The organism is Priestia flexa (genome assembly GCF_021441905.1).
In the GTDB taxonomy this organism is placed as follows: Bacteria; Bacillota; Bacilli; order Bacillales; family Bacillaceae_H; genus Priestia; species Priestia flexa.
Genome location: NZ_CP090431.1, coordinates 640,393 through 662,111 on the forward strand (window position 1 = coordinate 640,393; position 21,719 = coordinate 662,111).

A 21,719-nucleotide genomic window follows, 5' to 3' on the forward strand; every position below is an offset into this window, starting at 1 on the left:
TTATTATTAATGCTTTACAGGACCTTGAATGCCCATGCCTGTGTTTGCTTTTACTAGTACTTCATCAAACTTCTTCGCATCCGCTTTTTCACTTGAAACAAGCGTGCCGATAATAGCAGCTAAGAACCCAAGTGGAATTGAAATGATGCCTGGGTTAGTGAGCGTGATGAGAGGTTCTCCAACAAAGATGGCTGCTCCTGCTTCCGGTGACCAAACGTTCGGGCTAATTGCTACAAGAATCAGAGAGCTTAGTAAGCCTACAAGCATACCCGTTACGGCACCTGTTGTATTAAATCGTTTCCAGAAAATCGTAAATAAAATGATTGGTAAGTTTGCACTAGCAGCTACTGCAAAGGCAAGTGCTACTAAAAAGGCTACGTTCATATTTTGAGCAAATAATGCAAGAATAATGGAGACAATTGATACACCAATTGACGCCCAGCGTGCCGCAACAACCTGTTCTTTTTCCGTTGCTTCACCGCGACGAACGATATGGCTATAGAAGTCATGTGCGAAAGCTGAAGCTGCTGATAAAACGAGCCCCGCAACAACTGCTAAAATCGTTGCAAACGCAACGGCTGATACAAAAGCAAATAAGAAATCTCCGCCTAAAACTTGGGCTAATAGCGGAGCAGCCATGTTACCAGCTGCGTTTGCCGCAACAATTTCATCGTATCCAACAAAGGCTGCAGCACCGAATCCTAAGAAGATGGTCATAATGTAAAATGCACCAATAATCCATGTTGCATAAATAACGGATTTTCTTGCTGTAATTGCGTCCCTTACCGTAAAGAAACGGATAAGAATATGAGGTAATCCTGCAGTACCAAGTACTAAGGCTAAGTTTAAAGAAATCATATCCAGTGGGTTGGTAAACTTGTTTCCAGGGTTTAAAAAGCCTTCGCCAAGAGGTGTTGCCGTCTTCATCTCTGAAAACATTTTTACGATGCTAAAATCAAACTTTGCAAACACAATCACGGAAATAATAAATGTCCCAATCATTAATAAAATAGCTTTGGCAATTTGAACCCAGCTTGTTGCTGTCATACCGCCAAATACAACGTAAATCGTCATTAAAACACCAACAATTAACACGGAGTAGACGTAGTCAATTCCTAGTAATAAATGAATAAGTGCGCCTGCGCCTACAAGCTGTGCAATCATATAAAAGATTGAAATCGTAATGGTATTTAAAGCCGCAACTCCGCGAACTTTCTTTTGGTCAAATCGTGCGGCAATCATATCAGCCATTGTATATTTTCCAAGATTACGCAGTGGTTCTGCTACAACATACAAAACAACAAGGTAAGCAACTAAAAATCCAATGCTGTAAAAGAAACCATCAAATCCAGAAAGCGCTACCATTCCTGCGATACCTAAAAATGATGCGGCAGACATATAGTCTCCAGCAATCGCCATTCCGTTTTGTAGACCTGTTAAACTTCCGTCAGCCGTATAGAAATCACTGGAAGTTTTGGTTCGTTTAGAAGCTAAGTATGTGATTACGAGCGTTAATCCAACAATTACAAGAAATAGTGAAAATGCAAGAGCATTCATTAACAGATCCTCCTTTTTTAGCGAGCTTCAGCTTTAATTACTTCAACTAATTCATCAAATTTAGCTGCACGACGTGTATAAAGAATACACAGTGTCCACGTCATAATAAATTGAGCAAAAGCAAATACCCATGCCCATGTCATTGATAAAAAAGCAGGTTGATTTAATACGTTAGAATAAGCTGTTAAAATAGGTAGTGTAAAATAAAAAGCTAGGAAAAATAGTGATAATGGTAAAATGAAATTCCGTTTTGTTTTTAAGAGCTGTTGAAAAGATGGAGATTGAACAATTTTCGTATAGTCTGGTGAGGTAGGTTGTTCTTCGTTTTTCTGTAACGAGCTTCCGTTCATCGCCAATGAAAATACCCCCTTTAAATTAAGTTTGGAACATATTGGATAGATGTTCCTGTACACCGTCATTATATTGTTTTCAGAAAAAAAAGTAAATTTAGATTATATGACAAAAACTAAGAAATATCGACATTTCATCTAGCCGTGAAAAAGTAAAAGGCATGGATGTTGCAGCTGAGAAGAACTAGTATATATAATTGTGAAATAACGATAATAAGTTAAAAAAGAATATATATCTCATAAAATCATCAATTTTTCCGGAAATATCTTTTTTTGAGATAATAAAAAGATAGGCTTATGTATTAAAGAAACACTTTTTCATTTAGAAGATATTTATATAATTCTGTTATATATGATATAAACAATATAAAAATATGTTATATAACAGAAAATGAGATGACAGAAAAAAGGTGACACGATGGCATTTGGATTAAAGCGTGAAGAGTTATACGCATGGAAGGAAGCTGTGAATCGAGGAGAGGTTGCATTTTTAACTCATTATTGGATCGATGATCGATTTCCAGGTGCAACAACGGTAACAAAAGTAGGTTGCGGCGATATAGAAAAGCTCATTCAATGGGGGAAGAAATATAATATTCCGTCTAAATATATTGATAATCGTTCAGGCTACCCTCATTTTGATTTACTTGGACAACGACAGCGTGAAATACTAGCAGCAGAAAAGAAGTTAGATCAGTTAGAGAGATTTGAAAAAAACGGCTCGAAATGAGCCGCTTTTTACGCTGCTTCTTTATTCAATTTCCTCATTACAAGCCATATGTAAAGGCCAATAGCGCCGTATGAAATAAGTGTGCTTACTACTAACGCAGCAGACTGTGACATTGAAAAAAAGTCTACAACAACTTCAGGTAAATAAAGAAAAATAGGAATCAAAATACTGACCCATGTTTTAGACCAAATCGATATGGCTACTAAGAATGTAATAGCCACTAGTGCACTTAACAATCCACTTAGCGAATACAAGCCCCCAGAAACCACGAAAAGCTTTGTTTCTGTGTTTTTCTCTAGGAACACAAGCGCAACAAACCCACCAATCGATAATAAATTGTAAGGGATAAACAAAGTTAGCAAAGCTAATCCTGACAATTGTCTAGCAGCCAAAACACGAAAGAGACTTAGCAAAATAAGCAGCATAACGATAATGAAAATAGGCATGCCAATAAGTGTGTAGGCAGAATACGCAATATTACCGTGAATGGCATCGCCAAGCAAGCTGTAAGCAAATACTCCTAAAATAATCATTGGTAAGTATTTTAACCATCCCATTAAGTCAGGCTTCATTTCACTTGATAAGCTTTCCATATATGCTTTTGGGGATTGACCGACAATGTGGTGAACACTTTTGCCGTCTTGTTCCGCATCCCATAAATGATGAGATAACTCAAGGATAATATCTTCTGTTTCCTCTTCGTTTTTTCCACTTGAAAACAAATAAAGGCGTAAATTTTGTAAGAAGTCCGTGCTTTCTTTTGATAACGTCATATTCATTCTCCTTTCTTTCTTTTGTTGTTCATTAACTGATTAACGCTGTATGATAACGAATTCCAACGTTCTTGAAAGTCCTTTAGTTCTTGTTGTCCTTCAGGTGTTAACGTATAATACTTTCGCTTTGGACCGTTAGGCGAAGCTTTCATGATGCTTGTGATAAGCTTTTCTTTTTGCATACGGAGAAGAAGTGGATAGATGCTTCCTTCACTGACCATATGAAAACCGTGCGCTTCCAATTTTTCAATCATTTCATATCCATATGTTTCGCCTTTTGAGATGATAGCTAATAAGCAGCCTTCTAAAATTCCTTTTAACATCTGAGTTGAAGACACAAGCCGTTCCTCCTTAACTATCTTGCAATATAAGATAGTTGATTAAAAAATGTTACTATTTTGCATTACAAGATACATAATACTAATTTTTGTAAAAATATTCAAGTGGTTTCACGTTTAATTAGTAAAAATCGTGTAATACCAATTGTAGAAGTTCTTTATATTCTCTTTTATGGGGAATTTAAAAAGAATGAGTTTCTTTATTTGATAAAAATATATATGGTATTTATAATGAAATTATCATTCGGCTAAAGGAGGAGCTTAAAATGTCTGAAGTGGGTACATTAAAAAAAGGATTAGATATCTTCTCTTTACTGATAAAAGAGCCGAATATGACAATTTCTGAAATGATGAATGTGCTTCAATACAATAAAAGTACGATGTATCGCTTGGTGAGTACGCTTGAACAAAACGAGTTCATTGAAAGAACGGCTGATCACCGCTATCGTGTTTCGACTGTGCTCATGTCACAGCTATCGGGTGGGAACAGCTACGATTTAAACTGGTTTTCTGTTCCACCAATGGAGCAGCTCAATCAACAAACAAACGAAACCATTTATGCGGGAGTTATTTCCGGTAACAAAATGGTGACAACTCAAGTTGTGAGCGGGGAATATTATAGCACGCGTACACATTCAGAAGTAGGGAATAAAAAAGCAATTCACGCAAACGGTATTGGGAAGTGTATTCTTGCCTATCAGTCAGCAGAAGTGCAAAATCAAATCATTGAACAACTAACGTTTGAAATCTTTACTTCTCAAACGCTTACATCTCGCACAGATTTGGAAGGCGAGCTACATAAAATTCGTGAACAAGGCTATGCAGTTGATAATGAAGAAGGGGAAATTGGTTTAAGATGTATTGCAGCGCCTGTACGAAAAAATGGGCAGGTCATCGCTGCTGTAGCACTTTCGGGTCCTTCTGGTCGTGTTTCTCACGATAAAGATGAGCATCACGCTAAGCTTGTTAAAAAATGTGCCGATGCAATTTCTCACATAATGACTCACAATTTGTGATTCAAATATACAGTTATAGAGGGGATGAATCGTAATGAACAATTTACAATCAACAACAAAGTTAGCAAACGGCGTTGAAATGCCATGGTTTGGTCTAGGTGTATTTAAAGTAGAAGATGGACAGCAGGTAATTGACTCTGTGAAATGGGCAATTAATGCAGGGTACAAAAGTATTGATACAGCCAAAATTTATGAAAATGAAGAGGGCGTAGGACAAGCTATTAAAGAAGCTGGTGTACCACGTGAAGATCTTTTCATTACAACAAAAGTATGGAATGCAGACCAAGGCTATGAGTCAACGTTAGAAGCATTTGAAACAAGCTTAAACAAGCTAGGTCTTGACTACTTAGATTTATACTTAATTCACTGGCCGGTAGAAGGCAAATATAAAGACACTTGGAGAGCGCTAGAAAAGCTATATAAAGATGGCAAAGTAAAAGCAATCGGCGTGTCAAATTTCCAAATTCATCACTTAGAAGATTTAATGAAAGACGCTGAGATAAAGCCAATGGTTAACCAAGTGGAGCTTCATCCATTATTAACTCAAGTAGAGCTTCGTGATTTCTGTAAAAAGAATGATATTCAAATTGAAGCTTGGTCTCCGTTAGCTCAAGGTGAATTATTAGATAACGCAGTACTGAAAGAGATTGCAGATAAGCATGGTAAATCAACAGCACAAGTCATCTTACGCTGGGATTTACAAAGCGAAATCGTAACAATTCCAAAGTCTATTAAAGAGCACCGCATCGTTGAAAATGCATCAATCTTTGACTTTGAATTATCTCAGGAAGATATGGCGAAGATTAATGAACTAAACAAAAATCATCGCGTTGGTCCAGACCCAGATAACTTTGATTTTTAATAAAAAAGAATGATAAAGAGCGTCGCTTTTTCCTAAGCGACGCTCTTTTATTGTTCATGTTGTCTACCTGTATATTAAGCACATAAGAGATACTCTCTATAAGCTAACCGAGTTTCTTCTATTATATAATGATCTATATTTACGCTTTACTAAGCTTCTTTTGAATAGGAATGTACACATCGATTTGCTTATCTGTTGTACCATAGCATCTGCCATCATAAAACTCAAATTCCATTGCACCACAATGTTCATATCCTGATTTAGGGAACCACTCTGTAAAAATATAATTCCACGTAGATTGGATAGAGAAAGTAAAGTCTTCTTCACTTGATTTAGGCGTCGTGAAAACAGCATAGTCTACTTTAGGAAAGCTGCGATAGGTTAATCCTTCAGGTGCAATTGTGCCTTCTTGTACTTCTATCCCAATTATATACGTAAATTCACCCGTAGAAGGAGTAAAGTCTGTGCAGATTCCTAGCTCTTGGTTTTCATATAATGGACTGGGTATCTTAGTGCTAAGCCGGTTTTGAAGATAATGAGTCCAAAACGCAGGAATATCTTTGTTGTTTTGACCGTCGATGTTTTTTGTTCGTAATTCGTATCCTATAATGTGAAAAGCATCTTTTGTGATTAACGTAGGTTTCATTTTGTTTCCTCCCGTTACTGGTTTTTGTAGGTAGGCTTTTCCATGCAGCGGTCCACAAAGGATATTTGCACTGCGGTATTCTTTAGGCGATAGTCCATATACTTTTTTAAAAGATCTATTAAACGATTCGATGTATTGAAAGCCAAGGTCAAATGCAATGTCGATTACTTTATCATCTGTGTAAAATAATCGCTGGGCTGCAGTCGTTAGCCTTCGCTTTCTTACATATTCCATGACAGATTCACCGACTAACGTTTGAAAAACTCGATGATAATGAAATGGAGAAAAGCAAGCTACTTCGGCTAATTGCTCTAAAGTAATCGATTCATGCAAATGGTCTTCAATATAATCAATGGTGTTTTGAATACATTGTTCATATGTCACTTTATTTCACCTACCTTATTGTTACTATATCAATAAACATCATGCGATTCTTAACATTATTTGCTCGATGTTCATAGATGTTTAAACGAGTTTCTTCTATTATATATGTATTTTTTTAAAGAGAAAGAGAACTGGTAAAAATATTTGTATTGTCAACAAAGCAAATTCGTGATATATTATTAATGTAAACGGTTACATATAAAAGAGGGAGGCGTTCGTATGGTAACAATTCGAGACGTAGCGAAGCATGCTGGTGTATCTGTTGCAACGGTTTCTCGCGTGCTTAATAGCACAGGGTATGTACGCGAAGATACGAGAGAAAAAGTAATGCAGGCAATTACATTACTAAACTATAGTCCAAACGAAGTAGCGCGATCTTTGTATAAGCGTGAGTCACGCTTGATTGGATTGTTGCTTCCAGATATTACGAACCCATTCTTTCCACAGCTTGCGCGCGGTATTGAAGATGAAGTGCACAGTCAAGGATTTCGTCTTTTATTTGGAAATAGTGATGAAGATTTAAAAAAGAAGCGGCTTATTTACATACGTTTACTCAAAATCACGTTGTAGGCATGATTACAGCCAGAACGATATCTGATGATGAAACGTATAAAGGACTGGGTTTTCCAGTTGTCTTTTTAGACCGTACATCACCCCAATATCCATCTGTATATGCAGATGGAAGAGAAGGTGGAAGAATTGCTGCACAAGAAATTATTAAAAGAGGAAGCAAACAAATTACTTTATTAAAAGGTCCTCCAAACGTAAAGCCAGCTCAAGAGCGGTTTCAAGGTGCACTTGAAACGTTAAGCGGAGCAAACGTTGACTTTCAAGTGATGAATACAACTTCGTTTTCATTTCATGAAGCAAAGAAATGGGCAAAAGAACTGTTTGAAAAGCATGCTAATACGGATGGAGTAATTGCCAGCAACGATATTGTGGCAGCAGCTATTTTACGTGAAGCGTTACAGCTGGGAAAATCAATTCCAGATGAGTTACAAATTGTTGGATTCGATGATATTCCTCAAAGTGAACTGTTATTTCCAGCTCTTTCAACAATTAGGCAGCCCGCTTATGAAATGGGAAAAGAAGCAGCAAAACTTCTATTAAAATATATTAAAAAAGAAATTGTTCAAAATAAGCATATTGAATTACCCGTTACGTTTATTGAACGAAATACAACAAGAAAGGTTGATTAACATGGTGAAAATTTCGGTTATTGGTAGCTCATCAATGGATTTAGTAGTTACTTCTAGCAAGCGTCCAAGTGCTGGAGAAACAGTGCTTGGAGAGTCGTTTAAAACTGTTCCAGGAGGAAAAGGTGCAAATCAAGCGGTAGCAGCTGCAAAGCTTGGAGTAGAAGTGTACATGATTGGTCGAGTAGGTGATGATCATTATGGAAAAATCATTTTAGATAACTTTAAGGAAAACGGTGTTAATATAGATTATGTGGAACCGGTTACACATATGGAAAGCGGCACAGCACATATTATTCTCGCTGAAGGCGATAACAGCATTGTTGTCGTAAAAGGAGCGAACGACTTTATTACGCCAGAATATGTAGAAAGTGCAAAAGAAATCATTAAAGCATCTGATATTGTACTTATTCAGCAAGAAATTCCGGAAGAGACGGTGGAATATGTAGCTTCTCTTTGTAAGGAAGTGAATGTGCCTCTTTTATTAAATCCAGCTCCAGCAAGACAGTTAAAAGAAGAGGTCATTGAGCAAGTGACGTACTTAACGCCAAACGAGCATGAAACAATGGTTTTATTCAAAGAAAAAGCGAAAGAAGAAGTGCTCCATAAATATGCGAATAAGTTATTTATTACAGAAGGTAAAGCAGGCGTACGCTACTTTAACGGAAAGGAAGAAGTGCTTGTTCCTTCATATAAGGTAGAAGCTGTTGATACAACAGGAGCAGGAGATACATTTAACGCTGCTTTTGCCGTAGCGTTAGCTGAAAAGAAAAGCTTTGATGAAAGTATTCGTTTTGCAAACAGAGCAGCTTCATTATCCGTAACAAAGTTTGGAGCGCAAGGCGGTATGCCAACTAGAGAACAAGTAGAAGGGAACTTATAAAAATGAAACGCCATGGAATCTTAAATAGCCATATTTCAAAAGTGTTAACAGATCTTGGTCATACGGACATGGTTGTCATTGCGGATGCAGGTTTACCAATTCCAGATGGAGTACCTCGTATCGATTTGTCTTTAAAACTAGGTGTTCCTAGTTTTGAGGACGTCGTGGATGCTGTACGCGATGACATGGTTATTGAAAAAGTGATTGTCGCACATGAAATTAAAGAAAATAACAAAGAAACAATGAGCTATATAAATGAAGTCTTTTTTGATACAGAAAAGCAGTTTGTTTCACACGAAATACTGAAAGCGTTAACAAAAGAAGCGAAAGTCGTTATTCGAACAGGAGAAGTAACGCCCTATGCAAACTGTATCTTACAAGCAGGAGTTATCTTTTAAAAGGGGTGAACAATATGCACATTAAAATGTCAAATATTTATAAAGCATTTGGTACAAACCAAGTACTTTCAGGTGTTGATTTTGAACTGCTTCCCGGAGAAGTTCACGCATTAATGGGAGAGAACGGTGCGGGTAAATCAACGTTGATGAATATCTTAACCGGCCTCCATAAACGAGATGAAGGCAGAATTGAAATTGATGGCCAAGAGCGCTATTTTTCAAATCCAAAAGAAGCCGAACAAGAAGGAGTTACCTTTATTCATCAAGAGCTGAACGTGTGGCCTCATATGACGGTTCTTGAAAATTTATTTATTGGAAAAGAGCTTTACTCACCGCTTGGAATTTTGAAAACAAAAGAAATGAAAGAGCAGGCTAAAAAGCAGTTTGATCGCTTAGCTGTGACCATTCCACTTGAGCAAGAAGCAAGCTTATGCTCTGTTGGTGAACAGCAAATGATTGAAATTGCCAAAGCGTTAATGACGAATGCGAAAGTAATCATTATGGATGAACCGACAGCAGCGTTAACAGACCGTGAAATTGAAAAGCTTTTTGAAGTGATAAATGGATTAAGAGCACAAGGTGTATCCATTGTTTACATCTCGCATCGGATGGAAGAGATTTTCACCATTTGTGACCGTATTACCGTTATGCGTGATGGTAAAACAGTGGATACAACACCAATCCCTGAAACAAGCTTTGACGACGTTGTACGTAAGATGGTAGGGCGTTCATTAACGGATCGATTCCCAAGCAGGCAAACGAAAATTGGAGAAACGGTATTGGAGCTAAAAAGTTTAACAAGAAAACATGCTTTTCATGACATTTCGTTTTCTGTGAAATCGGGAGAAGTTGTTGGGGTAGCTGGCCTTATGGGTGCTGGACGTACTGAAATCATGCGTGCCATTTTCGGTATGGATGCTATCGATTCAGGAGAAGTTTGGGTAAACAACAAACCTGTCAAAATTAAAACGCCAGATGAAGCAGTAAAGTACGGAATCGGCTTTATCACAGAAGATCGAAAAGATGAAGGGCTTGTATTGGATTTTTCAATTCGAGAAAACATTGCGCTTCCAAACTTAAAAAGCTTTTCAACAAAAGGGATGATTGCTGAAAAAAGTGAGCGAGAGTTTGTCGAGCTTCTTATTAAGCGTTTAACGATTAAAACGCAATCAGCTGAAATTAGTGCGGGCAGCTTATCGGGAGGAAATCAACAAAAAGTAGTTATTGCGAAATGGATTGGTATTGGACCGAAGATATTAATTTTAGACGAACCGACTCGAGGAGTAGACGTTGGAGCTAAGCGTGAAATTTATCAGCTTATGAACGAGCTCACAGAGCGCGGAGTGGCGATTATCATGGTCTCTTCAGAACTTCCGGAAGTGTTAGGGATGAGCGATCGTGTTTTAGTAATTCATGAAGGAAAGCTAGCGGGAGAATTATCAAGAGAAGAAGCAACGCAAGAAAAAATTATGACATATGCAACAGGAGGTCAGTAACATGAATACGCCTAATGATTTACAGTCAAACAAAGGGAATTATATGTCTAACATGATGCAAAAGCTAGGGCCGCTACTTGGACTCTTTATTTTAGTGGTCATTGTATCTGTATTAAATCCTAGCTTTTTGGAACCGCTTAATATTTTAAACTTACTTCGCCAAGTAGCGATTAATGCATTGATTGCATTTGGAATGACATTTGTTATTTTAACAGGGGGAATCGATTTATCCGTCGGTTCAATTTTAGCTTTATCCAGTGCATTAATGGCTGGCATGATTGTATCAGGAGTTGATCCGATTTTAGCGATTTTGATTGGGTGTTTATTAGGAGCTGCAATGGGTGCAGTGAACGGCTTGTTAATTACAAAAGGGAAAATGGCACCTTTTATTGCAACACTGGCTACAATGACTATCTTTAGAGGCTTAACGCTCGTTTACACAGACGGTAATCCCATCACTGGACTTGGAGACAATTACTATTTCCAACTATTTGGTCGTGGCTATTTCTTAGGCATTCCAGTACCAGCTATCACGATGATGCTTGCATTTATTGTATTGTGGGTTATTTTACACAAAACGCCGTTTGGACGTCGTACGTATGCAATTGGTGGTAATGAAAAAGCTGCGTTTATTTCCGGAATTAAAGTACCACGGGTTAAAATTATGATTTATTCATTAGCAGGATTATTAGCTGCATTAGCCGGAGCAATTTTAACATCACGCTTAAATTCTGCTCAGCCAACCGCTGGTACTTCCTATGAGCTAGATGCCATCGCAGCAGTTGTTTTAGGTGGAACAAGCTTAACAGGTGGTAAAGGACGCATCGTCGGAACGCTGATTGGTGCACTTATTATCGGAACATTGAACAACGGCCTAAACTTACTCGGCGTTTCTTCGTTCTACCAGATGGTTGTGAAAGGGATTGTTATCTTAATTGCGGTACTAATTGACCGTAAAAAAGCAGCGTAGGAGGGATCATCGTGAAAAAAGTATTATTACTGATTATGTCTTTGTCCGTTTTGTTATTAGGAGCTTGCTCATTAGAGCCTCCAACTTGGGCAAAGCCTTCTCAAAGTGGAGATATTAAAGATATGAAAATTGGCTTATCGGTTTCTACTTTAAATAATCCATTCTTTGTTTCGTTAAAGAATGGCGTTGTAAAAGAAGCGAAAAAACAAGGTATTGAAGTAATTGTCGTTGATGCACAAAACGACTCTGCAAAACAAATTAACGACGTGGAAGATCTATTACAACAAGGAGTTAACGCACTGCTTATTAATCCTACGGATTCTTCGGCTATTTCAACAGCGGTTCAGTCAGCGAACGGTATTGGAGTACCGGTTGTGACGCTTGACCGTTCAGCTGAAAAAGGAAAAGTAGAAGCGCTGGTAGCATCTGATAACGTAAAAGGTGGCCAAATGGCTGCAGAATATGTGGTGAAAACATTAGGAGAAAATGCAAAGGTTGCGGAATTAGAAGGAGTACCTGGAGCTTCAGCAACGCGTGAACGTGGAAGTGGGTTCCATAATATCGCAGATGAGCAGCTAGACGTTGTAGCTAAACAATCCGCTGATTTTGATCGTACAAAAGGGTTAACCGTTATGGAAAATGTCCTGCAAGGAAACCCTGATATCCAAGCGGTATTTGCGCATAACGATGAAATGGCACTAGGCGCTATCGAAGCGATTACTAGCTCTGGAAAAGACATTGCGGTCATCGGGTTTGATGGCAATGAAGATGCTCTTAAAGCCGTTGAATCAGGTGCACTAACTGCAACGGTTGCTCAGCAGCCAGAGCTGATTGGAGAGCTTGCTGTAAACGCAGCGAAAGATGTGTTGCAGGGTAAAAAAGTTGAAGAGAAAATTTCTGCACCATTAAAGCTTGTTACAAAAGAATAATAAAAATAAAGATATAAAGCCTCTTATCTAGTAAATTAGACAAGGGGCTTTACTATTGTGAGAAAGTAAGAAATGTATGATGTTTTTACTATAAAACGCAAGAAAAAAAGTAAATAAACAACCATTAAAGTAATTAAATGGAAATAAATCACGTGAATAAGTTCACAAATTCGCTATTTTTCGTTGTAACAATGTAATATTTCTGTAACATAACGACTTTTTGACAAAATTCTGCGTTGCATATTGGACATTTTTTTACAGTAGTTCAAAAGGTAGCAAGGTAAAAAAACCTTTATACAGTAAGGGTTCATGTGAATGTATGAATAAAAAGTTATACTTATATACAGAAAATGGGAAACTTTTAACGGTATTGTAACATAACTCCCCTCTTTTTTATGGTATAACTATGTCTATGAGGAAAGGGGACTATTACTTTATGAAAATTTTAAAGCGTATGACTCTTGTAGCAGTCACGGGAATGTTCTTCACGGCAGGCATAACAGAGACTCACGCCCAATCGAATGAAGAAGCGCTCCAAAGTACTGAACAACAGCTTAAAGAAAGAGAAAAGGCTGTTCAACAAAAAGAAAAAGAGAAACAGTCAATCGATACGGACGTAAAAGCATTACAAAGTGAACTAGATTCTTTACATAAAGTTATTTCTGATAATGAGAAAGAATTAGCTTCTACAGAAAAGAAAATTAAAGAAGCGAAAAGCATGATCGAAAAAAAGAAAGAAGAGATTGTAGAGCTTCAAGAGAAAGTTCTTAGTCGTAAAGACATTATTGAAGAGCGCTTAGTTGCATTGCAACATGATGATAAATCAAATGCTATGCTTGAAATGGTAATGAATGCTGAAAGCTTTGGTGACTTAGTTGCACGTATGGGTGCAGCAACAACGCTTCTATCAGCAGACAATGATATTTTAAAGCAGCACCAACAAGACTTAGATCAAATTGAAAAAGATAAAAAAGAAATTGATAAGCAAGAAAAAGTACTAGAAGAAGAAGAAGCTAATTTAAAAGCAAAAAAAGCTGAATTAGAATCAAATATCTCAAAACAAACAGCTGCTCTAACAAAGATGCAAGAAAAGTACAGCGCAGTTGTAAGTGATATTGAAACAGCTTCATCTGAAAAAGCAAGCCTACAGTCACAATTAGCAACAATTCAAGATAAAATTTCTGCAGAGCAAAAAGCTGCTAAAGAGCAAGCTGAAAAAGTAGCTAAAGAAAAAGAAGTAGCAGCTCAAGCTGAAAAAGAAGAAAATCAGCGCCAAACAGACCTAGCAACGGCTAAAGCTGAAGTGAAGCAAGAAAAGAAAGTTGAAAGCACAAAGCCAGTTTCTAAAACAGAATCAAAACTAGTATCAAAACCAGCATCAAAGCCAGCTTCTGAATCTAAACCGGATAAAGTAAGCGGAAAAGAAATGTATGTTCAATCAACAGCATACACGGCAAGCTGCGCAGGTTGTAGCGGTAAAACAGCAACAGGTATTGATTTAAAAGCTAACCCTCACTTAAAAGTAATCGCAGTTGATCCATCAGTCATTCCTTTAGGTTCTAAAGTGTATGTAGAAGGATACGGAGTTGCGGTTGCTGGTGATACAGGTGGCGCAATCAAAGGTTATAAAATTGACGTATTCGTACCAAGCAAATCTGCAGCGATGTCATGGGGACGCCGCACAGTAAAAGTAACGGTACTGAACTAACAAAAAGCATGGGACTCTTCCCATGCTTTTTTATTACCCCATTTTAAAAGAAACAAACTGTTAGATATATATAGTAGATATATATATAGCAAATTTCAAAAAGCAAAAAAAGCTGGTTATTTTAAATTAAGAAAAAATGATTGAAAAGACATAATTAGATATATAAGTTACTAGAGGCTTTAAATTATTAGGGGAAAGAACAGTCCTCATCAAAAGCTTCCTGATAAAAAAGCCTCGTGATTGAAATGAAAGATACGACACTTCAGCAGGATTAGCGAGACAGGCGAGACCCCGCAGTTTACGAGGAGGATCAGCGCTCGCCCTGCGGAAAGGGGGCAATCTGTAAGGGGAATTACGCCAAGTAAAGAGTGATTTTAAAATCATAAGAAGCAAGAAATGTGTTCATTAAAAGTATGCCAAGTAGCGAGAGTCTTTATTACCTTCAAATAAATTATTGCTGTTAAAAGATAAATTAAGCAAAAAAGTCTCTTTGCAATAGCAAAAAAATCTGTTTTCCCTCTTAATAAGCTAGCTGGGTATATTCTTATAGTGTAAAATACAATCGTTTACAACTTTATAAAGGGGAGAATGCTAAATACCTACATTTTTAATAAGTAATTGAATTTTCTAATTACTTTAACGAAGGGATTTTAGTTAACAAATGGTTAACTTACTCTAAGCTCCTTCCGTCACTAACAAACGTTTCTCTTCTTTTAGTGAAGGTCTTCTTCCTATACAAATTTAATCAAAAGGCAAAAATGTATCATTTTTGCCTTTTATTTTTACCATTGAGTAAATGGCCAATCCTTCATATAATTTAACTAAGTTAATTGTATCCGCTTACATAAAGCTTTCAAAAAGGCAAAAAAGAATTATGTAACGTTTACATCAAACTCAAATTTTGTAAGAAAAAGAAAATGAGTTTATTCAGAGGGGGATTACGATGAAGCGTTGGTTTGGTCTTATCAGCTTTACACTTATTTTCACGCTGATCTTAGCAGGATGTGGAGGGAAATCAGCAGACGAAGCAAGTGGGAGCGGAAGCAATGGAAAAGAGGTAGTTGCTTGGGCATGGAATATTAACGTTCCTGTTTTAGAAAAAGCAGCTGAAGAATATCAAAAAGAAAACCCAGACTTTAAATTGAAAGTTGTAGATATGGGACGTGAAGACGTTTACTCAAAACTAACAACAGGTTTACAAGCAGGGGGTAAAGGCCTTCCAGATATCGTGTTAGTGGAAGATGATCGCTTCCAAGGGTACGTTAATTCATTTCCAAAAGCATTCTTAAATCTATCAGAAAAAGGCTTTGATGAGCACGCTGATAAATTCCCAGAATTTAAAAAGCAGCTTCTTTCTAAAGACGGTGAAATGTATGGCTTCCCGTTTGATGCTGGCCCAACAGGTGTCTTCTATCGAACAGATTTCTTTGAACAAGCAGGTGTAGACCCAGCTACAATTGAAACGTGGGATGACTACATTGCTGCTGGTAAAAAGATTAAAGAAAAAGTAGGCGTTGACTTACTTGGTCTTGATTTAAACAATGATGACGGATTATTCCGTATGACATTAACACAACAAGGTACATTCTACTTTGATGACAAAGGTGAACTTAACTTAACATCTAAAGAGTCTCAACAAGCAATGGAACTAAACAAAAAGCTAAAAGATGCTGGCGTTGTTCGTAACACAGTTGGTTGGGATGCTTCAATCAGTGCATTAGCAGAAGGAAAAGTAGCATCTTCTCCATCAGGTGCATGGTTATATGGGTCAATTGAGCAACAAGCACCAGATTTAAAAGGGAAATGGGGCGTATTCTTACTTCCATCATTTGAAAAAGGCGGAAATCGTGCTTCAAACCTAGGTGGTAGTAACTATGTTGTAACAGCAAACAGTAAAAAAGCTGATGAAGCTTACAAATTTATGGAGTACTTCTCAACAACAGATTCAGTTCAAGAAGCAGCAATGGAAGGTGGATTATTCCCTTCATTAAACACTGTATATGATTCAGAGTTATTCACTCAGCCTGATGAGTACTTCAGCAACCAAACAATTTGGAAAACGTTCGCAGATGAAATGCAGGACATCAAACCAGTTAACTTTACTGGAAACTATTCTGTTGCAAATGACGAAGCTGTAAAAGCTGTATCAGAAGTAACGAATGGAAAAGACATCAAAAAGTCATTAGAAGCAGCTGAAAAGCGTTTGGAAAATCGCATTAAGTAAGCATTTACTATAAAAATAGAACGTTAAGCAAGCGTTGAATTGGCCAGATCCCCTGCTATTTGAAGCAGGGGATTCAACTCAAAGTCTCATGCTTGCGGTGTAAAACGGAGGTCATCATGAAAACAAATAAATCATTGCCATATGTCTTTATTGCACCTGCCTTGATCTTGTTTGCATTATTTACGATTTATCCAATCTTTTCTTCGTTTATGTTAAGCTTTCAAACAATGGATGCAGGTGAATATTCGTTTACAGGTCTTTCGAACTATACGCGCCTACTTGAAGATGATATCTTCTGGACAGCGCTTGGTAATACGGGAATCATTTTAATTATTCAAGTTCCAGTAATGATTCTTCTTGCATTAGTGTTAGCAAATGCATTAAACAGCCAGCTACTGAAGCTAAGAGGACTTTTCCGCGTATCCTTCTTCTTGCCAGCGGTTACGTCTTTAGTTGCCTATTCAATCTTATTTTCCATCATTCTTCAAGATGAAGGAATCATGAACACGTTACTTGGGTTCATCGGTATAGATCCAATACAATGGCTAGGAGATCCTTTCTGGGCGAAAGTATCAATTATCGTGGCGATGACTTGGCGCTGGACAGGCTACAATATGGTTATTTTCTTAGCTGCATTACAAAGCTTGTCTCACGAAGTTTATGAAGCTGCGGATTTAGATGGAGCTAATCGCTTCCAAAAGTTTTTCCATGTGACGGTTCCACAGCTTAAACCAGTTATCTTATTTGCAACCATTTTATCAACAATTGGAACGCTACAATTATTCGATGAGCCTTTTAACTTAACTAAAGGTGGTCCAGCTGACTCAACGATGACGCTTGGTTTATACATTTATCAAAATGGCTTCGAATATTTTGATTTTGGTTATGCATCAGCAGTTGCATATGTTGTTGTATTACTAGTGGGTGTATTAACATTCTTCCAATTTAAATTTACGGGTGATAAATAATGAGTGTAGTAGAGAGAGTACAGACGACAACTGTTAACACAAAGCCAAATGTAAATAAAAAGAGAAAAAGTGGATTGCTGCGAAAAATTGGTTTATATTTTTTATTAGGTATCTTCACCGTCATTTCTATCTTTCCGTTTTATTGGATGTTTATCGGTGCTACAAACGAATCAGGCAAGATGTTTACCAACCCGCCAACGCTAACACCTGGCGATCAGTTTATGACAAACTTTCAAAATTTAAATGCATCCATTGACTTAGGACGCGTATTCTTTAACTCAATGTTTGTATCTATTGTATATGTTATTGTGGCATTAATGGTTTGTTCGACAGCAGCTTATGCATTATCTAAGTTTGAATTCAAAGGGAGAAATCTTATTTTCACAACGTTCTTACTGTCGATGATGATTCCTTATCAAGCAACATTAATTCCGCTGTTTCAAATGATGTCTAACTTCAACTTATTGGATACGTATTTCGCGTTAATCGCACCGCAGCTTTGCTATCCATTTGCTATTTTCTTGCTTCGACAAAATTTCTTGGCTTTTCCAACGGAATTAATTGAAGCTGCGAGACTTGATGGAGCTGGAGAGTTTAGAATTTTCTTAACAATTGTTCTGCCTTCTATGAAACCAGCGATGGCAGCAGCTGCAATCTTCCTGTTTATGACGCAGTGGAACAACTTCATGTGGCCTCTTGTTGCAACTACATCAAATGAAATGGCAACATTGCCTGTTGCGTTATCTAGCTTAATTGGCTTATCGTTTATTGACTACGGGCAAGTGATGATGGGCGTTACGATTGCGACGATTCCAATCATTATTTTCTTCCTTGCACTGCAGCGTCACTTTATCTCAGGTATGTTAGGAAGTGCTGTAAAATAAGAAACAAAAAAGCTCCGGTTATTGGAGCTTTTTTTCTGGAAATGATTACGTTTTCAATGTATGCTAGAAGCAAATCAAAAACAAAGGGGAGAAAAGATATGACAAGGATTCCAGTAGCAGTGCAGCTTTATACGCTGCGCGATGAGCTAGAAAAAGATTTTAAGGGTACGGTTGAAAAAGTAGCAGAATTAGGCTACGAAGGCGTTGAGTTTGCGGGTTACGGAGGATATTCAGCACAAGAAGTAAGGGAGCTTTTGGAACAAGTAGGCTTACAAGTGGCTGCTAGTCATATCTCATTAGAACAGCTTGAAGAGAACCTTGAAGAAGTTATTTCGTTTGAGAAAGAGCTTGGTAATACAGCGATTGTTTGTCCGTATTTAGCTCCAGAACGACAAACTGAAGAAGGCTATAAGCAATTAATCAGCGTACTAAATCACGCAGAGCGTCGCTGCGCCGAAGAAGGTATTAAGCTTTATTACCACCACCATGACTTTGAATTAAAGGAGCTACCAAATGGCAAGTCAGCTCTTGAAATGATTTTAGATGAAACAAATGTAGGCGTCGAGTTTGATGTGTATTGGCTTACAAAAGCAGGGGGGAATCCTGTTGAATGGATGAAGAAATATCAAAATCGTGCTCGTTTAATTCATCTAAAAGATATGACAACCGATGACAAGCAGCTATTTGCGCCGCTTGGAACTGGCGGAGTGAATTTAACTGCCATTTTAAGTCAAGGAGACAATATGGATGTGAAGTGGTGGATCATTGAGCAAGATCAATGTGAAGGCTCTGCGTTAGATAGCGTTAAACAAAGCTTAGGTTATTATCTACAACATGCATAATAAAAAACACATCTGCGACAGCCGTTTAATTAACGAGTTGTTGCAGATGTGTTTTTTTATTTAAGGGGTCCATTCAATCTCACCACATTGGTTATTATAGTCAATTTCAACGTGAAAGTCGTGTTTTTCATAAAAATGAACCAATCGATTAACATGGTCCCAATCGCGCTTTGCGATATCACCTTTGATGGTGTGTACGTTTTGGTCACGAGCTACTTCTTTTAAATAGTTCATGCAGATAGAACCATAACCTTTGTTAGCAGGTCCTTTAATATCGCCAATATGAATGGTATGGTCGTCTTCATATACGCCATGAATAGCAAAATCCCAAACGCCTTTATACGCTTTATGACAATTGTTAATCATAATTTTGCATTCATTTCCGTCATTTTGTGCCGATACAATAACTAACTCATTTTCTTCAGGTTGATCAACACCAATGACCTCGTATTTTTTAGCAATTTCTTTCAAATTATCCTGCATTCGATATAACTGAAATTCTAATTCATCTAATGTTTCCTGTAACTCTTCCGCATCTTTGGGTTCTGATGGAGCAAATGCACTTAACACTGATGTAATCTCCTTTCGTCTAATTTTATATTTTAGGAATAATGAAAAATGATAGTAGTGGAAAAAGCGTAGTAGTTATAGATTAAATAATTAGTCATACAAATAAGAATTGAGGTGCTCTTCTTATCATCTATGACTAGGATATATTATTCGTATTATAAAATAAACAACGTTAATTACCCTAACAAATGAAACAATCATTGTCAACGATAACCCTTTATTTTAATCGATTAAATAGGTTGTGTGCAATTATAAAATGAGGTATATTCTCTAGAGTAATAGTTTGGAAATTGACAGGTCTTTATAACTAACAAAAGGTAAAAAAGTATAGTTTAACGTTAATACTTTTAAATGTGGCTGAATGAAAAAATAAAAAAGGTGTTGTCTAAAATGGAAAAATATCAGGTAGCTTTGCTAATGAATATACGCAAGCAGTTGCAGGAATGGTTTGAAAAAAGTCAACCCGTGCAGTATCAAGATGTAAAACGGTTCTTGCATTCGTTGGCAGGTACATCTCAAACCATTGGACTTGAATACTTAGGAAAAGTATCAACAGAGCTTTTGGATCATATTTCTGAACATCCACAGTCAACTTGGCATACAAAAGAACTACAGAGTCTGCTAATCGATATTATAAAAATTTGCTATAAAGATGAGATTGTAGAAGTTGAGCAACTTATGGTTAACGATAAGCGATCTCAAACATCAGCTAGTATTTTATTAATTGATGATGATTTATCAATTTTAATTTACTTGAAAGAGCAATTTGAACAGCAAGGATGGCACGTATTTGTGGCGTCAAATAAAGAAAAAGCAGTTGCTGCTTTTTATGAATTAAAGCCAGATTGCCTTATTTTAGATGTATACATGCAGGAGGAAGATGGATTTGAGCTACTTTCTTTCTTTAATGAGCAGGCGAGGCAACGTTTCATTCCAACAATTATGATTAGTGCAGATAACAGGAAAGAAACAAGAATTAAAGCATTTCAAATGGGAGCAGATGATTTCCTAGCGAAGCCTCTTGATATGGAAGAATGTGTGGTAAAGATTGGGCGTCATTTAGAGCGCCGCAAGCTGTTTACTGAGTACTTATTGGTAGATGAATTAACAGGTGCTTATAACCGCAAGTATTTAACTGAAGTATATAAGCAGCAACAAACGAATTATGTTCGGAATAAAGAGACTTATTGTATAGCTATGATTGACTTAGATTACTTCAAAAAAATAAATGATACATATGGTCATTTAATGGGAGATGAAGTACTGCAAAGATTTGTGAAGCATGTAAAGTCACATATCCGAACAACCGATCAGCTGTTTCGCTACGGCGGTGAAGAATTTGTATTATGTCTTCCAAGAACGAGTGCTGAAGAAGCACAAACAACGCTGAATCGTATTTTAAATAGTTTTAGAACGGAAGCTTTCCATATTAATAATGAAAGGTTCTTTGTTACGTTTTCAGTTGGAATAGCTAAAGTAAGCAGTGATAGCACCCTAGAGAACATTTTGAATCAAGCTGACCGCGCGCTGTATACAGCAAAAGAAAAGGGGCGTAACCAAGTAGTAGTGTCATGTCATCATCAGCAAATGAAGCTCAAAAAGTTTAATTTAGCCATTATTGATGATGATCCAATTATTCGTACGATGTTAACAGAATTACTGGGACGAATTGATCTTGGTACTCGATATGAGGTGCAAGTTCATACGTATAAAGATGGTTTAGAGTTTATGAACTCAACTATCCTAGATGAAAATACTCATTGCTTTGTTATTTTAGACGGAATGATGCCGAAAATGGATGGGCTAGAAGTGCTTCAACGATTAAGAAAAGAAAAAAGACATGATCAATTTACAGTTGTGATGTTAACCTCTAGAAACAGTGAAAATGATATCCAAAGGGCCTTGCAGCTAGGAGCAGATGATTATATGACAAAGCCATTTAAGTTAATGGAGTTAGAAGAGAGAATGCGCTTGTTAATGAAGAGAGTGAAATAA

The 21,719-nt window shown here is 37.1% G+C and carries 20 protein-coding genes and 1 pseudogene; 15 read left to right on the forward strand and 6 right to left on the reverse strand.

Annotation, left to right across the window (positions count from 1 at the left end):
- Positions 1 to 6: 6 nt before the first annotated feature.
- The gene (locus LZP85_RS03260; RefSeq protein WP_025910374.1) at positions 7 to 1,557 is read right to left on the reverse strand and encodes a solute symporter family protein; all 1,551 of its coding nucleotides are present in this window, start codon (positions 1,555 to 1,557) and stop codon (positions 7 to 9) included.
- Between the two features lie 17 nt (positions 1,558 to 1,574).
- Positions 1,575 to 1,907: a DUF485 domain-containing protein gene (locus LZP85_RS03265; protein WP_035320939.1), complete on the reverse strand. Its 333-nt coding sequence runs from the start codon at positions 1,905 to 1,907 to the stop codon at positions 1,575 to 1,577.
- Between the two features lie 418 nt (positions 1,908 to 2,325).
- Here LZP85_RS03265 and LZP85_RS03270 point away from each other — a divergent pair, with 418 nt between their 5' ends.
- Positions 2,326 to 2,637, forward strand: a complete 312-nt coding sequence (locus LZP85_RS03270; protein ID WP_119542644.1) for a hypothetical protein — start codon at positions 2,326 to 2,328, stop codon at positions 2,635 to 2,637.
- An 8-nt stretch (positions 2,638 to 2,645) separates the two neighbouring features.
- Here the strand turns inward: LZP85_RS03270 and LZP85_RS03275 are convergent, their stop codons facing one another.
- Positions 2,646 to 3,410 carry a hypothetical protein gene (locus tag LZP85_RS03275; protein ID WP_225001865.1) on the reverse strand — a complete coding sequence of 255 codons (765 nt, stop codon included), beginning with the start codon at positions 3,408 to 3,410 and terminating at the stop codon, positions 2,646 to 2,648.
- A gap of 2 nt (positions 3,411 to 3,412) precedes the next feature.
- A complete protein-coding gene (locus tag LZP85_RS03280) occupies positions 3,413 to 3,748 on the reverse strand; it encodes a PadR family transcriptional regulator (RefSeq protein WP_025910378.1) in 336 nt (111 codons plus the stop codon).
- Between the two features lie 266 nt (positions 3,749 to 4,014).
- Here LZP85_RS03280 and LZP85_RS03285 point away from each other — a divergent pair, with 266 nt between their 5' ends.
- Both LZP85_RS03285 and LZP85_RS03290 read left to right on the forward strand, forming a co-directional pair.
- Positions 4,015 to 4,764, forward strand: coding sequence for an IclR family transcriptional regulator (locus LZP85_RS03285; protein ID WP_119542642.1), 750 nt, complete (start codon positions 4,015 to 4,017; stop codon positions 4,762 to 4,764).
- 34 nt (positions 4,765 to 4,798) lie between these two features.
- Positions 4,799 to 5,626, forward strand: coding sequence for an aldo/keto reductase (locus tag LZP85_RS03290; RefSeq protein ID WP_035320935.1), 828 nt, complete (start codon positions 4,799 to 4,801; stop codon positions 5,624 to 5,626).
- Between the two features lie 139 nt (positions 5,627 to 5,765).
- On the opposite strand, the gene LZP85_RS03295 is transcribed toward LZP85_RS03290, so the two are convergent.
- Positions 5,766 to 6,656 (reverse strand): AraC family transcriptional regulator, encoded by an 891-nt coding sequence (locus LZP85_RS03295; RefSeq protein ID WP_206782274.1) that lies wholly within the window; start codon positions 6,654 to 6,656, stop codon positions 5,766 to 5,768.
- Between the two features lie 219 nt (positions 6,657 to 6,875).
- Here LZP85_RS03295 and LZP85_RS03300 point away from each other — a divergent pair.
- The 11 genes and pseudogenes from LZP85_RS03300 to LZP85_RS03350 all read left to right on the forward strand — a co-directional run bounded on the left by LZP85_RS03300 (position 6,876) and on the right by LZP85_RS03350 (position 19,154).
- Positions 6,876 to 7,855 (forward strand): annotated as a pseudogene (locus LZP85_RS03300) (LacI family DNA-binding transcriptional regulator).
- A gap of 1 nt (position 7,856) precedes the next feature.
- A complete protein-coding gene (gene rbsK, locus LZP85_RS03305) occupies positions 7,857 to 8,735 on the forward strand; it encodes a ribokinase (RefSeq protein WP_119543885.1) in 879 nt (292 codons plus the stop codon).
- Between the two features lie 2 nt (positions 8,736 to 8,737).
- Positions 8,738 to 9,133: a D-ribose pyranase gene (gene rbsD, locus LZP85_RS03310; RefSeq protein ID WP_061785693.1), complete on the forward strand. Its 396-nt coding sequence runs from the start codon at positions 8,738 to 8,740 to the stop codon at positions 9,131 to 9,133.
- 14 nt (positions 9,134 to 9,147) lie between these two features.
- Positions 9,148 to 10,629, forward strand: coding sequence for a sugar ABC transporter ATP-binding protein (locus LZP85_RS03315; protein WP_206782272.1), 1,482 nt, complete (start codon positions 9,148 to 9,150; stop codon positions 10,627 to 10,629).
- 1 nt (position 10,630) lies between these two features.
- Positions 10,631 to 11,599, forward strand: coding sequence for a ribose ABC transporter permease (gene rbsC, locus LZP85_RS03320; protein ID WP_078990133.1), 969 nt, complete (start codon positions 10,631 to 10,633; stop codon positions 11,597 to 11,599).
- 35 nt (positions 11,600 to 11,634) lie between these two features.
- Positions 11,635 to 12,528 carry a ribose ABC transporter substrate-binding protein RbsB gene (gene rbsB / locus LZP85_RS03325; RefSeq protein WP_242529457.1) on the forward strand — a complete coding sequence of 298 codons (894 nt, stop codon included), beginning with the start codon at positions 11,635 to 11,637 and terminating at the stop codon, positions 12,526 to 12,528.
- Positions 12,529 to 12,964: 436 nt separating this feature from the next.
- Positions 12,965 to 14,236 carry a 3D domain-containing protein gene (locus LZP85_RS20800; protein ID WP_326490224.1) on the forward strand — a complete coding sequence of 424 codons (1,272 nt, stop codon included), beginning with the start codon at positions 12,965 to 12,967 and terminating at the stop codon, positions 14,234 to 14,236.
- Between the two features lie 943 nt (positions 14,237 to 15,179).
- A complete protein-coding gene (locus tag LZP85_RS03335) occupies positions 15,180 to 16,460 on the forward strand; it encodes an ABC transporter substrate-binding protein (RefSeq protein ID WP_119543883.1) in 1,281 nt (426 codons plus the stop codon).
- 116 nt (positions 16,461 to 16,576) lie between these two features.
- Positions 16,577 to 17,428 (forward strand): carbohydrate ABC transporter permease, encoded by an 852-nt coding sequence (locus LZP85_RS03340; protein WP_025910389.1) that lies wholly within the window; start codon positions 16,577 to 16,579, stop codon positions 17,426 to 17,428.
- A 77-nt stretch (positions 17,429 to 17,505) separates the two neighbouring features.
- Complete coding sequence (locus tag LZP85_RS03345) at positions 17,506 to 18,312, forward strand: carbohydrate ABC transporter permease (protein WP_025910390.1); 807 nt, start codon at positions 17,506 to 17,508, stop codon at positions 18,310 to 18,312.
- Between the two features lie 98 nt (positions 18,313 to 18,410).
- Positions 18,411 to 19,154: a sugar phosphate isomerase/epimerase family protein gene (locus LZP85_RS03350; RefSeq protein WP_206782270.1), complete on the forward strand. Its 744-nt coding sequence runs from the start codon at positions 18,411 to 18,413 to the stop codon at positions 19,152 to 19,154.
- Positions 19,155 to 19,214: 60 nt separating this feature from the next.
- On the opposite strand, the gene LZP85_RS03355 is transcribed toward LZP85_RS03350, so the two are convergent.
- Positions 19,215 to 19,724 carry a GNAT family protein gene (locus LZP85_RS03355; protein WP_025910392.1) on the reverse strand — a complete coding sequence of 170 codons (510 nt, stop codon included), beginning with the start codon at positions 19,722 to 19,724 and terminating at the stop codon, positions 19,215 to 19,217.
- A 390-nt stretch (positions 19,725 to 20,114) separates the two neighbouring features.
- Here LZP85_RS03355 and LZP85_RS03360 point away from each other — a divergent pair, with 390 nt between their 5' ends.
- A complete protein-coding gene (locus tag LZP85_RS03360) occupies positions 20,115 to 21,719 on the forward strand; it encodes a diguanylate cyclase (protein ID WP_206782269.1) in 1,605 nt (534 codons plus the stop codon).